15 protein-coding genes are annotated in these 18,559 nt (G+C 42.4%); 3 read left to right on the top strand and 12 right to left on the bottom strand.

Annotation, left to right across the window (positions count from 1 at the left end):
- The first annotated feature begins 351 nt into the window (after positions 1-351).
- Complete coding sequence (locus WS40_RS11190) at positions 352-1,986, top strand: cellulase family glycosylhydrolase (RefSeq protein WP_325208334.1); 1,635 nt, start codon at positions 352-354, stop codon at positions 1,984-1,986.
- 136 nt (positions 1,987-2,122) lie between these two features.
- Here WS40_RS11190 and cbiB read toward each other — a convergent pair whose 3' ends face one another.
- From cbiB to WS40_RS00025, 10 genes are all read right to left on the bottom strand, one after another.
- Positions 2,123-3,094, bottom strand: a complete 972-nt coding sequence (cbiB, locus tag WS40_RS00070) for an adenosylcobinamide-phosphate synthase CbiB (protein WP_046439126.1) — start codon at positions 3,092-3,094, stop codon at positions 2,123-2,125.
- 223 nt (positions 3,095-3,317) lie between these two features.
- A complete protein-coding gene (hisC, locus tag WS40_RS00065) occupies positions 3,318-4,379 on the bottom strand; it encodes a histidinol-phosphate transaminase (protein ID WP_046439124.1) in 1,062 nt (353 codons plus the stop codon).
- Between the two features lie 90 nt (positions 4,380-4,469).
- Positions 4,470-6,599, bottom strand: a complete 2,130-nt coding sequence (locus WS40_RS00060) for an RNA polymerase sigma factor (protein WP_046439121.1) — start codon at positions 6,597-6,599, stop codon at positions 4,470-4,472.
- A 236-nt stretch (positions 6,600-6,835) separates the two neighbouring features.
- Positions 6,836-8,584 carry an RNA polymerase sigma factor gene (locus WS40_RS00055; RefSeq protein WP_046439120.1) on the bottom strand — a complete coding sequence of 583 codons (1,749 nt, stop codon included), beginning with the start codon at positions 8,582-8,584 and terminating at the stop codon, positions 6,836-6,838.
- Positions 8,585-8,725: 141 nt separating this feature from the next.
- Complete coding sequence (locus WS40_RS00050; RefSeq protein WP_022287220.1) at positions 8,726-9,340, bottom strand: TIGR04100 family radical SAM protein; 615 nt, start codon at positions 9,338-9,340, stop codon at positions 8,726-8,728.
- Between the two features lie 134 nt (positions 9,341-9,474).
- Positions 9,475-10,728, bottom strand: coding sequence for a glutamate-5-semialdehyde dehydrogenase (locus WS40_RS00045; RefSeq protein ID WP_022287219.1), 1,254 nt, complete (start codon positions 10,726-10,728; stop codon positions 9,475-9,477).
- Between the two features lie 5 nt (positions 10,729-10,733).
- On the bottom strand, positions 10,734-11,531 hold the full coding sequence (gene proB, locus WS40_RS00040; protein ID WP_022287218.1) for a glutamate 5-kinase: 798 nt from the start codon (positions 11,529-11,531) through the stop codon (positions 10,734-10,736).
- A 19-nt stretch (positions 11,532-11,550) separates the two neighbouring features.
- Positions 11,551-12,507 (bottom strand): D-2-hydroxyacid dehydrogenase, encoded by a 957-nt coding sequence (locus WS40_RS00035; RefSeq protein ID WP_046439117.1) that lies wholly within the window; start codon positions 12,505-12,507, stop codon positions 11,551-11,553.
- Positions 12,504-12,845 (bottom strand): hypothetical protein, encoded by a 342-nt coding sequence (locus tag WS40_RS00030; RefSeq protein ID WP_022287216.1) that lies wholly within the window; start codon positions 12,843-12,845, stop codon positions 12,504-12,506. Before WS40_RS00030 ends, WS40_RS00035 begins: the two co-directional genes overlap by 4 nt.
- Positions 12,846-13,033: 188 nt before the next feature.
- Entirely contained in the window at positions 13,034-13,585 is a 552-nt protein-coding gene (locus tag WS40_RS00025; RefSeq protein WP_022287215.1) for an NADH peroxidase, read from the bottom strand.
- A gap of 295 nt (positions 13,586-13,880) precedes the next feature.
- On the opposite strand from WS40_RS00025, the gene WS40_RS00020 reads away from it, so the two are divergent.
- Positions 13,881-14,330, top strand: coding sequence for a C-GCAxxG-C-C family protein (locus WS40_RS00020; RefSeq protein ID WP_046439114.1), 450 nt, complete (start codon positions 13,881-13,883; stop codon positions 14,328-14,330).
- A 113-nt stretch (positions 14,331-14,443) separates the two neighbouring features.
- On the opposite strand, the gene guaB is transcribed toward WS40_RS00020, so the two are convergent.
- Together guaB and WS40_RS00010 are read right to left on the bottom strand one after the other, a co-directional pair.
- On the bottom strand, positions 14,444-15,922 hold the full coding sequence (gene guaB, locus WS40_RS00015) for an IMP dehydrogenase (protein ID WP_181979856.1): 1,479 nt from the start codon (positions 15,920-15,922) through the stop codon (positions 14,444-14,446).
- 252 nt (positions 15,923-16,174) lie between these two features.
- Positions 16,175-17,509: an MATE family efflux transporter gene (locus WS40_RS00010; protein WP_046439111.1), complete on the bottom strand. Its 1,335-nt coding sequence runs from the start codon at positions 17,507-17,509 to the stop codon at positions 16,175-16,177.
- Positions 17,510-17,769: 260 nt separating this feature from the next.
- On the opposite strand from WS40_RS00010, the gene WS40_RS00005 reads away from it, so the two are divergent.
- Positions 17,770-18,465 carry a JAB domain-containing protein gene (locus tag WS40_RS00005; protein ID WP_046439108.1) on the top strand — a complete coding sequence of 232 codons (696 nt, stop codon included), beginning with the start codon at positions 17,770-17,772 and terminating at the stop codon, positions 18,463-18,465.
- Positions 18,466-18,559: the final 94 nt, after the last annotated feature.

Here is an 18,559-nt window from a genome sequence, read left to right as displayed (position 1 = left end):
CGGACGATTGTTGAAAACTTTATAATTTTCAACACCAAATTGCTGTTATAGCATGAGTTTTAAACATTTTCAACATAGTTTTCAACATTTTCAAAAGTTTTCAACTGTAGTTTTCAACTGTCCAAAAAAGCTCTTGTTACCGTTTTTTAATCATTTGTAATTTATTCATTTTTCGTACTTCTATAGTAAATAGGGAGGATTTATTACATTTTCACCAATGAACGAATTTAAAATTTGTGAAGTATTTGAGCTTTAAAATTGGCTTTTATGGTTTACAAAAGAACGAAAATATGTTAAACTTATAATAAGTATGAATGAATCGTTACAATGTTCATTATAGGAGGAAAAATTATGGGAAACTTAACCAGTCTGAAGAAAGCCGCCGCTGTGCTGCTGACTTCGGTAACGCTCATGTCGGCTGCGGCGGCACTGCCTGCTGTGGACGAAACGCCGCTTCTTTCACAGACGGCGATAACTGTTGAGGCGGCAAGCGTCGGAAAAGTCACAGGGCTTACTTCAAAAACACTTAGCAACAGCCAGATAAAGCTTAGCTGGAAAAAGGTCAGCGGAGCTTCGGGATACTCAGTTTGTATGAGAAAAAACGGTAAATATCCGCAGATCGCAGACGTAAAAAGTGGCTCGACCCTCACATACACTGTGAAAAATCTGCCGAATGCTACCCGTGAAAACTTCAAGGTAAGAGCCTACAAGACCGTGAAAGGAAAAAAGGTCTACGGCGCATATTCAAACAACTGGAACACCGCCACGAACCCACAACCTGCAAAGGGTCTTAAAGTATCAAGCGTTTCTTATGACAGCGTAAAGCTTTCATGGACAAAGATAGGATGCACAAATTACAGAGTATTTCAGCTTAAAAATGGTCAGTGGAAAGAGATCGCAAAGACCACAGGCACAAGCTACACTGTAAAAAATCTCAGCCAGAAGACCACCTACAAGTTCAAGATAAGAGCCTGCAAGACAGACGACAAGAAAGCCAACCACTATGGAAAATATTCTGCAGAGGTATCGGCTACCACATCTAAAGCTCCTGCTGTTGTGACCCCGGTTTCACAGCATGGTCAGCTTTCTGTAAAGGGTGCGAATATTGTTGACAAGAACGGCAAGGTATTCAAGATAAAGGGTATGTCAACTCACGGCATCATGTGGGAAGATTTCTCCGATATTCTTACAAAGAACTCTCTTAAAGTGCTGAGAGATGACTGGAAGGTCAACACTATAAGAATTGCAATGTACACAGAAGAATGGGGTGGCTACTGCACCGAGAACGGCAAGTATCAGGCACAGGCAAAGCAGAAAGTCAAGACAGGCGTTGAGAACGCAAAGTCTCTTGGAATGTATGCTATAATCGACTGGCACGTTCTCAATGACCAAAACCCTAACAACCACAAAAATGAAGCTGTCAAGTTCTTCACAGAAATGGCTAAGACCTACAAGGACTACAATAACGTTATTTACGAGATCTGCAACGAACCTAACGGCGGTGTAACATGGACAGGCGGCATAAAAAGTTACTGCCAGAGCGTTGTAAGCACTATCAGAAAATACGACAGTGACGCTATCATAATTTGCGGTACCGGCACATGGAGTCAGGACATAGATCAGGTGCTTGGCAACAAGCTTTCAGACAAAAACTGCGTTTATGCTCTTCACTTCTATGCAAACACTCACACTGATTGGCTGAGAAACAGACTTCAGAACTGCTACAAAAAGGGACTTCCTGTTCTTGTATCTGAGTTCGGAACTTGCGACGCAAGCGGAAACGGCGGATATAACTCAACAGAAAGCACGAAATGGCTCAAGCTTCTCGACTCACTAAAAGTAGGCTACATAAACTGGTCAGCCTGCGGAAAGAGCGAAACGGCTTCCGCATTCAAGAGCGGCACGAACCTCAAAGCAATAAAGAGCGGCACTTCACAGCTAACAGCAAGCGGCAAGTTCATTCGTGATTGGTACAGAAACCACTGATAACACAAAAGACCTCTCTTGGTGGGAGGTCTTTTTTTTGCACAGAAATTAATGATAAGCGGGCGACCCAAGGTCGCCTCTACACTATAAAAACATAGCCGAGGGGCATTTACCTCTCGGCTATTGTTATTTTATATCATATCACAAAGAACAGTGCTGTTCTTATAACTGCTGTAAAAAGCATAGCATAGAACGATGTGCCAAGCAAAAGCTGATTTGCCCAGAATATATCGTTAGGCTCACATGGCTTTAGATTTCTGCCTATAACAGGCTTTCTTACAAGCTGTCCGCCGTAATACTCATCACTGCCAAGCTGTATACCCAATGCACCTGCACACACCGACTGAGTTTGCGCTGAATTAGGACTAGGGGATTTTCTTCTGTCTTTTTTGTATACCTGAGAAGCGTTCTTGCTGTCAAGGTGAAGATAAGAAACGTTCATTTTTATAAGCAGGGCGGCTATTCTTGCAGGTATAAAACTGAGAACGTCGTCCAGCTTTGCAGGGAATTTGCCAAAGTTTATGTATGTGTCTGTTTTATAGCCCACTGTGTTGTCGATAATATTCACTGTTCTGTAGAGTATTCCGCCCAGACCGCCGAATATCGCAGACCAGAAAATAGGTGCGACCGCCCAATCTGTGGTGTTCTCTGCAACCGACTCCACCGTGCTTTTTATAACAGCGTCAATGTTCATATCGTCAGTGTCACGAAAGGTCACTTTTTTTACCTTGCGCTGTGCAGAAGAAAGATTGCCTGCCCTTGCAGCACGCATCACTCCCCCTGCCGCAGTTTTAAGGGACTTTACAGAAAGTGCTGACCAGCACATTATGCCCTCGAGGAAGATGCCAAGTGCGGCATTTAGCTTATAACCCACGAATAGAAGAAGCAATGCCACAGCGGCAACTATAAGAAGCACTATCACAGTCATCATAAGACCTGCCATACGCTGTGCTTCGGGGTTGTTTTTATAGCTGTTTCTGAAAGACTTATCAAGCTTTGCCACAAGCTTTTTTATAAAATACTGAGGATAGACCACTACTTCAGGGTCGCCAAGGAGCATATCCAGCGCAAAGCCAAGGGCAAGCGCCGCCAGTGAATTTATCAACATATATACATATCCTTTCTTCAGGCAATAATTACTTATGATAATTATATCACAACATTTTCTGATTTTCAATACCTTTATGCTCTGATTTTAAGGGATAAGGCACAAAAAAGGGCGGTCAGAGCCGCCCGAACAAAAGTCTTTCAAAAAAATCAGAAACTAAGGTGCGAACACTGTTTGCCCCTACACTGAATAGATATATCCATAAGCTTTTGTGATAACTATATTATTTGCATATCTCCGAAAGCTTTTCAAGCATAAGATCCATTTCCTCGTCTGTGCCGATAGTGATTCTCAGGAAGTTATCTATTCTCGGCTTGTTGAAGTATCTCACGAAGATACCATTTTCACGGAGGTATGTGAAGATCTCCTTTGCAGAGAGCTTTTCATGCTGTGCAAAGAGAAAATTCGTTTCGCTGTCAGGGACGTTGAAGCCCATTTCACGCATTTTTTCCGCTGTTCTATCCCTTGTTGCCTTGACCTTTTCAACTGTCGCCTTGAAATAATCCTCGTCAGAAAGGCTTGCAACGGCAGTTTCTATGGCTATCTGGTCGAGAGGATAGGAATTGTATGAGTCCTTAACAGCCTGCATATAGCTGATGAGCTCGGCACTGGCAAAAGCCATGCCCACTCTCATGCCTGCAAGAGAACGTGACTTTGAGAAAGTCTGTGTTACAACGAGATTATCGTACTCTTTCACAAGCTCCACGCAGGAATATCTGCCGAAATCCACATATGCCTCGTCGATTATAACAATGCTGTCCTGATTGTTTTCAAGAAGTTCTCTTATAAATTTCTCACCCACACCAAGGCTTGTCGGAGCATTAGGGTTAGGGATAACAACGCCGCCGTTAGGCTCTTTGAAGTCCTCGATATTTATTACAAAATCATCGTCAACGCTCTTAGTCTTGTATGGTATTTTCAGAAGCTCACACCAAACAGGATAGAAAGAGTAAGTTATATCAGGATAAAGTATAGGCTTATCAGAGTTGAAAAACGCTCTGAAAGCTGTGGCAAGCACATCGTCTGAGCCGTTTCCGCAGAAAACATTCTCGCTTTTAAGCACAACACGCTCCGCAAGTGCTGCCCTAAGAACAGACGCGTCAGCACTAGGGTATTTTCTAAGCTCCGCTATGGTTTTGCCCTCCAATATCGCCTTTACCTTTGATGACGGCGGATAAGGGTTTTCATTTGCATTGAGCTTTATTATCTTATCGTTTTTAGGCTGTTCCCCTGCAACGTATGGCTCTATATTTATAAGGTTTTTTCTCCAAAGCTTTTCGCTCATTTTACATTATCCTCTCTATATTTTATCATAGTAAAGTATTAATATAAAATATTATAGCACATACCGCTTATGTTGTCAAATAAAAGCCGCCTAGTTTTCAAAGTTAGCCTGTATAGACTGCAAAACGCCGTCATAGTAATATGCGTTCACGCTCATGGAATCGCTTTCCCAATCAAGAAACTGATCTTTGCCGTTTCTGTCGCTGACCTCAGGTGTGCCGAGAATCGCAGCCATCTCCTCAGGAGTTGAATTTTTTGTTATACCGAATATTGAGCAGTCGCTTTCGGTGGCGAAACTCATTCTTATCTTATGGAGGGTATGATCGCTGTTGAGCCAGAAGTCGAAGATGATGATATTATCCACAGTCGAGCTTGTTTTTCCGTAGCAAAGAGCAGAATCGTATTCATCGTCAGGTGTATCCGCCATTTCTGCTCTTACATCATCAATAAGCTCATTGCCTGTGAAAACGTGGTCTATGCCCTTATAGCTAACGCTTATATCCTTAGGCAGAGTAGCGTCTGAACTAAGGTCAAGTGCCTTGAGGTCATCATATACCTTTACTCTGTTCTCATCAGTGTTTACAGTGCTCTCACCCGGTGTTGTTATGCCTGTATACTCAGATGTGAAAACAGCCTCTCCGTCTTTTTCGTGTATTTCTTCCTGCGGATAGTTTTTGCTGTAGTATGTGAAATCGGAAACCGAGAAGTAATCAAGCACTACGTCATACTCTTCGTAATTACTATATGTTTCCACCACGCCGAGTGAAATTGTATAGTCAACGTTCTCCCAATACATTGTGTAACCTTTGTAGCCGTCCAAGCTTTCATAATCACTGTTATAATAAATACTTGTAGGACAGCCCATTTTGTCGATTATTTTATCAAGATCTTCTTTATTGCTGTAGTTGCCGTAGCTTTCATACTCCCAGCCGGAGGTATCCACAGACTCTTCTAAAGGTATGGTAATGCTCCAGCTGTTTTCCTTGAGAATGTCAGCCACACTTGCGTCACGGTCAAATGGGTTTGCACCGGTAAGGTCGTAGTTTGTTTGGCTCTCATCTGATGAAACGAAGGTTATCTCAACGTCACTGTTTTCACCTATCATTTTATCAACGCTCATAATATCACTAGATCTGCCAATATCATCGCCGTACATTTTCATATTGGCATTGCCGCCGTCTATGGCACTAAGGTCAACAGGCACTGATATTTTGCTGCCGAATATGTTAGGGTCAAGAGAAGCTGATGGCGTTCCGCCCTGAAAGCTGTCTATCCAATATAAGTCGCTGTCTTTGTTATCGTTAGCGGTATCAGACACGTCTTCATCGCCCTTTGAAGCTGTGCTGTCATTTTGTGAAGAAGCAACAACAATATCATTATTATCATCGTCATCACTATTATTTGAACTGAGCATTACCGCCGCTGTGATACCTCCACCCACAACTGCCACGGCACAAACGCCTGCTATAACCTTTGCTTTTACTGTTGAAAACATTCCTTTTCCTCCCGATATAGTTTTTGTTGATGTTACGCTATCGGGAACTGCATTAGCGGCTGAGGCTGAGCCTGTGAAAACGGTAAGTTTCGGAAGAACGGTGTTTGAAGCCTCTTTATTAAGAAGCTTTGAAAGAATAAATACAGGCACGGCAGCATGAAGTCTGTCGTTGTTGTTTTCCTCGTATATAAGCACCGCCTCCTTTATCTTTTTTCTTGCGGCACTAAGGCGGGAAGTTACTGTACCTGTGGTGCAGTTCATTACCTCTGCTATCTCAGGCACTGTGAGCATATCAAAATAATACAGTATCACCGAACGCCTTTGCTCTTCTGTGAGAACAGTGTCGATAATATCCATTATTATCTTTCTTTTAGCGTCATTGCTCACATATTCCTCCGGGATAAGCCCCTCGTCAGGGATCTCCTCTATTATCTCCTCTGAGTTGTCCTCAGGGGCGGAATTGTTTCTAAAGTGCATTTTGCAGAGATTTATCCCTATCCTGTTTACCCATGCTGGAAAATTCTCAGGCTGTGCAAGAGTGCCAAGCTTTTGAAGGGCTGTAAGATAAGTTTCCTGAGTGATATCCTCTGCAAGCTGTGGGTCGCCAAGAAGCTTCAGACAGCTAAAATACACCGTTCTGCCCGTTTCTTCATAAAGCGCACCGAACGCCGCCTTGTTTCCCTGTGCCGCCTGCAATACAAGCTTTTTGATATCATCTTTTTCCATGTTTTTGACCTGCTCTTTCTTTCCGAATTGCCGTTTTCTCGTCCGCTGTTTTATCAGTCCCGACATTAGTTAGATGCAAAACGCAGACGATTTGTTGAGCAAATTCAAAATTTTCATATATAATTTACTTATAGTTAATATTTATTATTATAATATTGCCGAAATAATTATATCACATAACAAAATACCTGTCAACGAGCAAAAAATATCCCCCACAAATGTGAGGGATAGGTTTTTCAGAACATACCTGCAAGATACATTCTGCTTTCATAAAGCTTTTTTGAATTTGTATCGAAGGCAAAATGATATCTGTAGAGAGGTGTAAGCCCTGCGGCATTTTTCTCACCTGCAACATATGCAACGAAAACATCAGGGTCAGTGTCACTGTTCACACAGTATGTTCCGCTCATTGACATATCGCCCTGTGAGTAAACATAGGAAAGATAGTTTCCTGAAATGCTGTTCTCGCCCTTTGAGATGCCCTGAGAAGCAAGCATATCCTGCACTGATTGTGCTGAATAATCATCTATGTTGTCATATATCTCATCAAGTTTCTTTGTGCTTGTGACATCATAGCAAAGCCTTGTTGGCATACCGGTCGGTATCCAAGCAGGGGTGTAAATATCGTTTGACATAGGCGTTTCCTCTGCCCATACCACATAGCTGTCTGCAAGAGATACCTGTCCGTCAGGGTTTGTTAGATTTGCAACATAGACCGTTATCTCATCTCCCTGCGGCTCGACCTTTGGGATAAGGGTCATGTAATAGCTATCCCACCATTCACCGCCGAAATAGTTGTCAGCACCTACACGATAATTGAGCATTTCGCCCTTTTTATCCTCATAGTGACCTCCATCGCAGTATACAAAGCTATACTCGTCAGCATATTTTGCATAGAAATCAGACGTCTTTATATATCCGCCCACCTGCATGATGTCACCATTGAGCTGAACAAGACCTGACGAAAGATCAGCATTTTTTATCTCGTCAGAAACAGTGTAAACCGCCATTTCAAGCTCACTGTTTGAATTTGTACCGCTTGCATCATCTTCATTATCAGCATTTTCATCAAGTTCGTTTAGCTTGTCCTCTATCTCCTGCTCGTTCACTTCCCCCTGTGCGTTTGTCTGAACGGCTGTGTTTGGCTTATCAGCATCTGCTGTCTTATCTCTGTTTGCAAGCACCGCTGCTGTGATACCTCCGCCTACTACTGCCAATGCGACCACACCTGCTATTACTTTTGCTTTTACTGTTGAAAACATACCTTTTCCTCCCGATTTACTTATTGTAGTATTTTTATCGGGAACAACTTCCGTGGCTGACGCCTTGCTGAAAACGGATAATTCAGGCAGCTTCAAATGCTGACATTCCTGCATAAATATCTTTGACAGAACAGGTATAGGCATAACAGCATGAAGCCTGTCATTGTTTTTCTTTTCGTAAATAAGCACCGCCTCCCTTATCTTCTTTCTTGCAGCGCTAAGACGGGAAGTGACAGTGCCAACAGAACATTCCATTATCTCTGCTATCTCAGCCACGCTCATCATATCAAAATAGAAAAGTATTATTGTCTGACGCTGTTCGTCAGTGAGAGCGGTGTCGATAATGTTCATTATTATCCTGCGTTTTTCTTCGCTGTCGGCATAATCGTCAGGGATAAGCTCGCTGTCGGGTGTATCGTCGATTATCTTTTCCGACTCCTCCTCCGCAGTGCGGGGATTTTTCCTGAAATACATTTTGCAGTTGTTTATGGCAATGCGGTTTACCCACGCTGAGAAATTCTCAGGCTCTTTAAGGCTGTCAAGCTTTTCAAGAGCTTTCATGAAAGTGTCCTGAGTTATATCCTCTGCCTGCTGGGCATTTCCAAGAAGCTTCAGGCAGTTAAAATATACCGACCTGCCCGTTTCTTCGTAAAGCTCGCCGAAAGCTGCTCTGTCACCCTGTCCTGCCTGCAAAACAAGACGTCTTATCTTTTCCTTTTCCATTTTTTCTACCTAGCTTTCTTTTTATTATCGAACAAAAAATATCCGTTTTCAGCACTCGGTTATTGTTCCGACATCACTTAGATGTTTGCTGAAAACGGAATATTGAGCAAATATAAAACTTAATATATTGTTTACAAAATATTAATCAACATATTCTCTGACTCTGAGATGTATACCCACGCTGTCAGCAACCGCCTGAGATTTTTTTATCTCCTCTTCGCCGATTATATCGACCACAGTGAGCATTACCTCCGGCACGAACTCTTTCACTCTTTTTGCAAAAGAGAGCATTTCTTCAAAGCAGTTCACGCCCTTGAATGAGGGTCTTGTTATCTCGTCATAAGCCTTTGCGTCAGAAGCGTTAAGACTTATTGAGATTATATCAACAAGTCCCTTGAACTCGGCAGGAGTTTCACGCTTGTTGATAAGGTCGCTAAGACCATTTGTGTTGATCCTTATAGGTGTCTTTGTAACAGATTTTATATACTTTGCAGTTTCTTTGAGTATTTCAAGCTCACAGGTAGGCTCGCCATAGCCGCAGAAAATAATTTCCTTGTAGCTGTCAAGGTCACGCTTTTTGATGTTGTCTATTACCTCTTCGGCAGTAGGCTGATGTTCCAGCCACAGTGGGTCAGAGCCATAAGCACCGTCACCGTTGTGACGAATACAGAATGTGCAGTTGCATGGACACTTGTTTGTGATGTTGAGATAAAGCTTATCGCCTATCTCATAAGAAATATTCATAGCTTTTATCATTATAATTACCTCTTTTTTGTAATATATCAAAGTATCAGAGCAGACAGGCGACCAAAGGTCGCCCCTACAGAGAAATCATCGCCGCAGGCGATACCTTAATTCCTCATTCCTCACTCCTAACTCCTCACTAATATCTATTCTCTTATCTGTCCGTTTCCAGAGATAAGATACTTTGTGGTGGTCATTTCTCTAAGACCCATAGGACCTCTTGCATGAAGCTTCTGAGTGGAAATGCCTATCTCAGCACCAAGACCGAACATTCCGCCGTCTGTAAATCTTGTTGAGCAGTTTACATATACTGCCGCTGAGTCAACACGCTTTTGAAATTCCTGTGCGGCAAAAAGGCTTTCTGTTACGATACACTCAGAATGTCCTGTAGAAAATCTGTCGATATGTTCAAGGGCTTCCGCCATGTCGTCAACGACCTTGATAGAGATTATATAGTCAAGAAACTCTGTTGCATAATCGTCATCATCAGCAGGAGTAACGTTTTCAGGACCAAGTATCTGCCTTGTAAGCTCACAGCCTCTTATCTCAACGTGGTGCTTGTCAAGTCTTTCTTTAAGCTTCGGGAGAAAATCCTCTGCGATATCTCTGTGAACAAGACAGCTTTCAACTGCGTTGCATACAGACGGACGTGAGGTCTTGCCGTTATCAACAATGTTCACAGCCATTTTTATATCCGCACTTGCGTCAACATAAACGTGACAGTTTCCTGTGCCGGTCTCGATAACAGGCACAGTGGCAGACTGTACAACAGCCTTTATAAGCTGTGCGCCTCCCCTTGGGATAAGGACATCAATATAATCATTAGCTTTCATCATATCAAGAGCGATGCCTCTGTCAGTATCCTCCACAAGCTGAATGATATCAGGACTGAAGCCTGCCCTTTCGACAGCCTTTCTCATTAGGTCAGCAAGCATTTTGTTTGAATTTATTGCTTCCTTTCCGCCCCTGAGTATAACAGCGTTTCCACTTTTAAGGCAAAGTATAGCGCCGTCTACAGTAACGTTAGGTCTGGCTTCAAAAATAATGCCTATAACGCCCATTGGCACTCTTACTTTCTCAATCTTCATGCCGTTAGGTCTTGTTGAGCCTGAAACTACCTCGCCCACAGGGTCGTCAAGCTGTGCAAGCTCCTCGCAAGCCTTTGCCATGCCCTCTATACGGCTGTCATTGAGTGCAAGTCTGTCAAGCATTGCCTCAGACATTTTCCTCATTCTGCCGTTTTCAAGGTCAACCTTGTTTGCTTCGATAATATCGTCCTTGCAAACTCTCAGGATATGTGCGATCTCAAGAAGTGCGTCATTTTTCTGTGTTGTTGAAGCGAAGGCGATATCCTTTTTGCAAGCTTTTGCTTTCTGTCCCAAAATATCGATGTAACTCATTTTTACTATACCTCCCCGTTAGCTGTAAAAAGTGTTCCTATAGGTTTATTTTCAAATACCTTATACAAATGTCTTGGATCTCTGCCATTCATTATGATAAGATCTATTCCGCCATTTTTGCATATCTCAGCGGCTTTTATCTTTGTCGCCATTCCGCCTGTGCCAAGTGAAGAACCTGCACCCCCTGCAATAGCCTTTATCTCCTCCGTTATCTCAGGCACAACTGGGATAAGCTCAGCGTCATCATACTTATGAGGGTCTTTGTCAAAAAGTCCCTCGATATCAGACATTATTATAAGCAGATCTGCATTAGCAAGCACCGCAACATTTGCCGCAAGAGAATCGTTCTCGCCCATTTCAAGCTCCAGCTCATCAATAGACACCGTATCGTTCTCGTTCACAATAGGGATAGAACCAAGCTCTATAATGCGGTTAAGGGCGTTCTGCACATTTATGCGTCTGTCCTCAAGAAGAATATACTTTGTAAGCAGAAGCTGAGCCACATTAAGGCTGTATTCAGAGAAAAGATTATCGTAAAGATACATAAGCTCACACTGACCCACCGCCGCACAAGCCTGTCTTGTGGGAGTGTCCTTTGGTCTTTCCTTTATGCCAAGCTTTGCTCTGCCAAGACCCACCGCACCGCTTGATACAAGGATTATCTCATGTCCTGCATTTTGCAGATCGGCAAGAGTTTTAACGAGCTGTTCCACACGACGTATATTAAGAAGCCCCGTGCTGTGAGTAAGAGTAGAAGTTCCTACCTTTACCACAACTCTTTTCTTTTTTGTCATATCTATCATTTTTATCATGTCCTTATTGTTATTTTCCGTTGACAACATTCTGCGGCGTACCCTCTATCCACATTTTCAAGTTCTGCGCAACAGTTTCAAGAAGCCTTTCTCTCGTCTGCTTTGGTGCCCACGCTATATGTGGGGTAACAGTGCAGTTCTTTGCGTTTCTGAGCGGGCAATCCTCACGCATCGGTTCATTCGTGAGAACATCAATTCCTGCCCCTGCGATATCGCCATTTTCAAGAGCCTCAGCAAGAGCCTTTTCGTCCACAAGACCGCCCCTTGCAGTGTTGACGAAAAATGCTGACTTTTTCATCATGCCAAGGCTTTCGGCATTTATCATTTTCTCATTATCCTTTGTGAGAGGACAATGGAGCGTCACTATATCAGAGGTCTTTAGAAGTTCTTCAAGGCTTACCGCAGGCGTGCCGTCAGTTATTTTCTGGGGTGAGCGTGTAAAGGTGATGACCTTCATGCCGAACGCTCTTGCTATCTCGGCAACTTTCTTTCCTATGTCGCCATAGCCTACTATACCAATGGTTTTTCCTGCAAGCTCATAGGTAGGAATACCAAAATATGAAAACAGCTTATAATTCACCCAGCCGCCCTCGTCAACTTTCTCGGCATATTCTCTTATCTTGCTGAAATAGTTGAGGATAAGTGCAAAAGTATGCTGAGCAACTGCATTTGTAGAATATGCAGGCACATTGCAGACCACTGCACCGTGCCTGTCTGCGGCGGAGAGGTCAACATTATTATATCCCGTTGCAAAAAGACCGACGTATTTCAGGTTTTTGCACTTTGAGAATACCTCCTCTGTTATAAGGCACTTGTTACATATAACAGCGTCAGCGTCGCCTATCTTTTCTGCGACCTGTTCATTTGGTGTAAAACCATAAACAATGCTTTCACCAAGGACTGTTATACCCTCCAGCGACACATCGTTTCTTGAAACTGTTTCTGAGTCAAGTATAACTATTTTCATTCTTCATCTTCCTTTTGAGCAGTTTCCGACTTTTCCTCGGCATTCTCCAAAGCTTTCTGCTTTTTAGCAAACCTATGGGAAATAAAAGCTGTTGCCGCAAGAAGCGCTACCTCTGCACCGAAAAGCATACCGATAACAAAGCTTTTTGTGGTAAACTGAGTAACTATAGTAAGGTCGATAGCTATCATTAATGTAAGATAATGATAAGAGCCTTTCCTTATGAACTGAGTTATATATAAAAGCGTAGCAATAACGCAGAATATCATATGCACCTTGAAAGGCAAGGGGGCATAAACGTTCTGCAAGGTCGCAGTTTCCGCCGCCAGTGTTTCTATCACACTATCATCTCCTAAAGCATTATTTTATCATACTAAAATATTATACCACAGTTTTACGTCATTTGCAATAGATTTGAGCCTTTATAACGGCTTTATAAAACAAAAAGACAGAAGTATTTTTTCAAATACCTCCGCCTTTTTCGGGAAAAATTCGTCGTAATCTTTAATTTATACTATTTTAAGATAAATTACTTGTTAGCGAAATATCTGTCAAGCAGACCCTTGAAGCCGCATCCATGTCTTGCTTCGTCCTTAGCCATTTCATGAACAGTGTCATGGATAGCGTCATAGCCAAGCTCCTTTGCTCTCTTAGCAAGCTTCATCTTGCCCTCACAAGCACCATTCTCAGCCATATATCTCATCTCGAGATTTTTCTTTGTAGAAGGTGTTACTACCTCGCCCAGAAGCTCTGCGAACTTAGCAGCATGCTCTGCCTCTTCATAAGCAGCCTTCTCATAGTACATACCTACCTCAGGATAGCCTTCTCTGTAAGCAACTCTTGCCATTGCAAGATACATACCTACCTCAGAGCACTCACCGTTGAAGTTCTCTCTAAGACCTGCAACAACTTCCTCATCAAGACCCTCTGCAACGCCTACCTTATGCTCGTCAGCCCATGTGATAGCTGTTTCTTCTACTTTATTGAACTTTTCTGCTGGTGCGTGGCAGATAGGACACTCCTTTGGAGCAGCCTCGCCCTCATAAACGTAACCGCATACTGAACATACAAACTTTGACATAATCTTTGTCCTCCTTATTTAAATATCATTTTTTTACTTTTCCACAGACCAGCGTTTTCGCTTTATCTGCGTTATTCTTTGCAGCTTTTCCCTTGCTTTAATTAAAGTATACCACATTAGTGTACATTTGTCAATAGGTTAGTTTCGTCTAACAATATAAAAATATTGCAAAATTTTATGGCAATATTTTATGCAATTTGACGTAGACTATACTAACCAATAATACGTCTTGAAAAAAACTTAAAGCTGTGCTATAATGAAGATCAATATATGACAAAAAAGGAGTTCTTTTTAAATGAATAAAGAAAAAGCAGCGGCAGCAAAGGCTCTTTTCATGGAGGGCTACAACTGTTCACAGGCGGTAGTAGGCGCATGGGCTGAGGATATCGGCCTTGACAGCGAAACTGCATACAAGATAGCTTCGGGCTTTGGCGGCGGAATAGGCAGAATGAGAGAGGTCTGCGGAGCATTTACAGGTGCAGTCATGGTGCTTGGATTGAAATTTGGCAACACCATAGGCAGTGACAGGGCGGCAAAGGGCAAGGATTATGAGCGTGTTCAGCTTTTTGCAAAGCGTTTCAAGGAAGAGCTTGGCTCTGACACTATCATCTGCCGTGAGCTTCTCGGTCTGAGCGGACCTAGTAATCCTGACCCTGCAAAGCGCACAAAAGAATACTATCAGAAGCGTCCATGTCCTGAAACTGTAGCAATTGCAAGTGGTCTTTTGGGAGAATTTATGGAGTAGTTTTTTCAGAAAAAAACTTTGAAACTGTGGGCGAACGCTGTTTTCCCCTACAAAATAATGCAAAAAAGAGCAGAGAAACGAGATCTCTGCTCTTTTTTTGTATATATATTCTATTAGATACCTGCGGAATAGTTTGGAGCTTCCTTTGTGATATAAATATCGTGTGGGTGTGACTCCTTAAGACCTGCGCCTGTTATCCTGATGAACTTAGCCTTTTCGCCAAGCTCTGCAATAGTATGACAACCGCAATAGCCCATACCTGAACGGATACCGCCAACAAGCTGGAAGATAGTATCTGAAACTGGACCCTTATAAGCCACACGACCCTCAACGCCCTCTGGAACGAGCTTCTTTGAGTTTGTCTGGAAATATCTGTCCTTTGAGCCTTTGTTCATAGCGGCAAGAGAACCCATGCCTCTGTATACCTTGAACTGTCTGCCCTGATAGATCTCAGTTTCGCCTGGAGCTTCGTCACAGCCTGCGAGGAGTGAACCAAGCATTACAACATTTGCACCAGCGGCAAGAGCCTTAACGATATCGCCTGAATACTTGATACCGCCGTCAGCAATAACAGGAATGCCATACTCAGCAGCAGCGCAAGCAGCGTCATAAACTGCAGTGACCTGAGGAACACCTATACCAGCAACTACACGGGTAGTACAGATAGAACCAGGGCCGATACCGACCTTTATAGCGTCAGCACCTGCTTCGCAGAGCGCTCTGGCGGCTTCGGCAGTAGCGATATTACCTGCAATAACCGGTGTATCAGGGAAAGCGGCCTTAACTTTTTTAAGACAATTTATAACGTTCATAGAATGGCCGTGAGCAGAGTCAAGAACGAGGACGTCTACCTGAGCTTCAACGAGAGCGGCAACTCTTTCAAGAATATCGTTAGTCATGCCGATAGTAGCACCGCAAAGAAGTCTGCCCTTTTTATCTCTTGCGGAATTTGGATACTGAACAGCCTTTTCAATATCCTTGATAGTGATAAGACCCTTAAGAACGCCGTTTGCATCAACAAGAGGAAGCTTCTCGATCTTATGCTTCATAAGTATCTTCTGAGCGCCTTCAAGATCCGTATCAACAGGAGCAGTAACGAGGTTTTCCTTAGTCATAACGTCACCGATCTTGATATTTTCAAAATCAGTGATAAATCTAAGATCTCTGTTAGTGAGGATACCCTCGAGCTTGCCATCCTCATCGACTATAGGCACGCCGGAGATCTTATACTTGCCCATGAGCTTATCAGCTTCAGCAACAGTTTTATCGGCTGTGAGAGAGAAAGGATTAACGATAACGCCGTTTTCGGAACGCTTTACCTTATCCACCTCTTCCGCCTGCTGAGCGATAGTCATATTCTTATGGATAATACCGATACCGCCCTCTCTTGCGATAGCGATAGCCATTTTTGACTCTGTGACTGTATCCATAGCAGATGTCATTATAGGTGTATTGAGGACTATATCCTTAGTAAGGTGTGTATGGATATCCACCATATCAGGTGTACAATCCGACTCGCCCGGGATAAGGAGAACGTCATCAAAGGTAAGACCCTCTTTACCAAACTTATTGTTTACATTAGTATCCAGCATAAATTAACCTCCCGCAAACATTTTGAATTCTTAATTTATTATTCTTATAATCATACAACATTTAATTAAACTTGTCAACATCATTATTGAGAACTTTTTTTTAATTTAGTCTTTGCTAATCGGAGTTACGTTGTTTTAGCCAAGGTTTACGCCATGGTTTGTTATGCCGCAAAATCGCTGTGATCGGCTCTTTATTTTACTTATTACTTGTGATTTGTTCGGTTGGCTTTGCCATTCCTCACTCCTCACTCCTCATTCCTCATTCAATTCCTTTTTCATCACTTTCACTCTCGCAAACACCACTGACAACACTGTTGATACAAGCCAACCTATCGGCCATGACAGCCATATTCCCGTTGACCCATATGGTCTTGCCAACACGAACGCAAGCACTACTCTGAGTATCAAGTCCGTAAAAGTTGATATCATAAAATACTGCATTGCACCCTTACCTCTCAATGCTCCGTCTGACATTATTTTTATGCCCACAAACACATAGAAAGGCGATATTATTCTCAAAAATGTTGTGCCTATCTCAACGGCTTTTGTTCCGCCGTCGTCAAGAAACAGATTTATCATAGTTTTTGGCATACAGAAAAAGCAGAGTATAAAAGGCACTGCCACGATAGCCGAGATAACAAGTCCTGCTTTATATCCGCTTTTTATCCTATCGTTCCTGCCTGCACCGTAATTCTGTGCAACAAAGCTTGAAAGCCCGTTTGAAAGCGTTGTAAAGCTTGTTATAGCAAAGGTATTTAGCTTTATTGCAGAAGAATATCCTGCGATACAAGACGAGCCGAAGCTGTTTACAAGATACTGCACAAAGATATTCCCCACTGAGATAAAGCTTTGCTGTAAAATACTAGGTATAGAATAAAGGGTTATCTTTTTAAGTATTTTTCCTGAAAACAGCGGTGGTTTATCCTCTGTTTTAATTTCTGCGGTTTTCCTAACCAAAATAAGCAGTGAGAACACGCAAGCCACTCCCTGAGCGATAAAAGTAGCCCATGCAACGCCTGCCACACCCCATTTAAAGAACTTCACGAACACATAGTCGAGAACAACGTTTCCAACTGATGAACCGATAAGGAGATACAATGGTGTTTTCGAGTCGCCCATTGCGTTATAAATACCTGTACCCACGTTATAAAGAAACAGGAAGATAAGACCTGCGATATAGATCTTCAGATAAAGCTCGCCGTCACGGAAGATGTTATCGGGCGTGTTTATCATTCTCATAAGAGGAGTAGAGAACGCAAGTCCAAAAACTGTCAGCACTGTCGCAAGTATCGTACATGAAATTATAGTAGTAGTTGACGCAGTTTTTACCTTTGAGAACTCTTTTCCGCCAAAGAATTGAGATATCACCACACAACAGCCAACATTGCTTCCCACTGCAAACGCCATAAATATCATTGTTATAGGATAAGACGCACCAACTGCTGCAAGAGCGTCCTCGCCTGCGAATTTTCCTGCTATGATACTGTCGAAAATGGAATACATCTGCTGAAATATCACGCTCACGAACATAGGCAGGGAAAATTTCCACAGCACTGTCCACGGTTTTCCCACCGTCAGGTCTGTCATAAAAACATCTCCATAATATAATAGTTACCATTTCATTATATCATAAAAAAACAACCTTTTTCAACGTCATTTCGCACAGACACTTTTGATATTTCTGAAGGTTTTTTTAGCATTTTACGCTATTTGCGATTGATTAATAAAATTTTCTAAATATTATTAGCTTACCCTCTTGCTGAAATTATCTGTAAAGAATAAAGTCACAATGTTTTTTTATTGACAAAAAAGTGCGGATATTTTATACTTGTATAAGAGGTGATAAAATGAGCAGTCAAGCAGACCACGGTGGTCACAGAGAGAGAATGAGGAAGCGTTTCAAAGAATCGGGAAATTTCAAGGGCTTTTCCGAGCATGAGATACTTGAAATGCTTTTATTTTACATTGTGCCGAGAAAGAACACCAATGATATTGCACACGAGCTTATAAAAAAGTTCGGAAGCTTAAACAGCGTTCTTAACGCTTCTGTGGAGGAGCTTTCTTCGGTAAAGGACATGGGTGAAAGCTCTGCAAACTCACTTTTATTTTTCAGAGAGCTTATAAACTACTGCTCCACTGTCACAGACAGCAGGATAGACATTAGAAACATATCTGCGGCGCTGGGTTTTGTAAACAACTGTTTCAGAAACGAAAAGCAGGAGAAATTCAAGGTAATTTGTATCGACTCTGGCTTTCACATAAAGAGCGTAACAGACATATCCGCTGGCGGTGCGAGATTTACCCCTGTTGATTTTCGTGAGCTTACAAAAGCCGTTCTCAACAGCGGCACTGATATTGTTATCCTTGCCCACAATCACCCTGACTCACCCAACACCCCCTCTCAGGAGGACGTTACTCTCACCCGTGAGGTCATGAGATATATGAGATGTTTAGGCGTGACAGTTCTTGACCATTATATAACAGGCAATAACGGAACTATCTCCATGCGAAACTGCGGACTTATCCATGATATGGAGTGTTAAAAATAGAATATAACATAAAAAAATGGACGATATGTTTAATGATATAATCCCCTTAGAGTAGACACATGAAATAATAAAATGGTGTAACTCTAAA

The organism is Ruminococcus sp. N15.MGS-57 (assembly GCF_000980385.1).
Lineage (GTDB): Bacteria > Bacillota > Clostridia > Oscillospirales > Ruminococcaceae > Hominimerdicola > Hominimerdicola aceti.
Note: the sequence above shows the minus strand (reverse complement) of the source record. Positions and strands in the feature narration are given on the sequence as shown.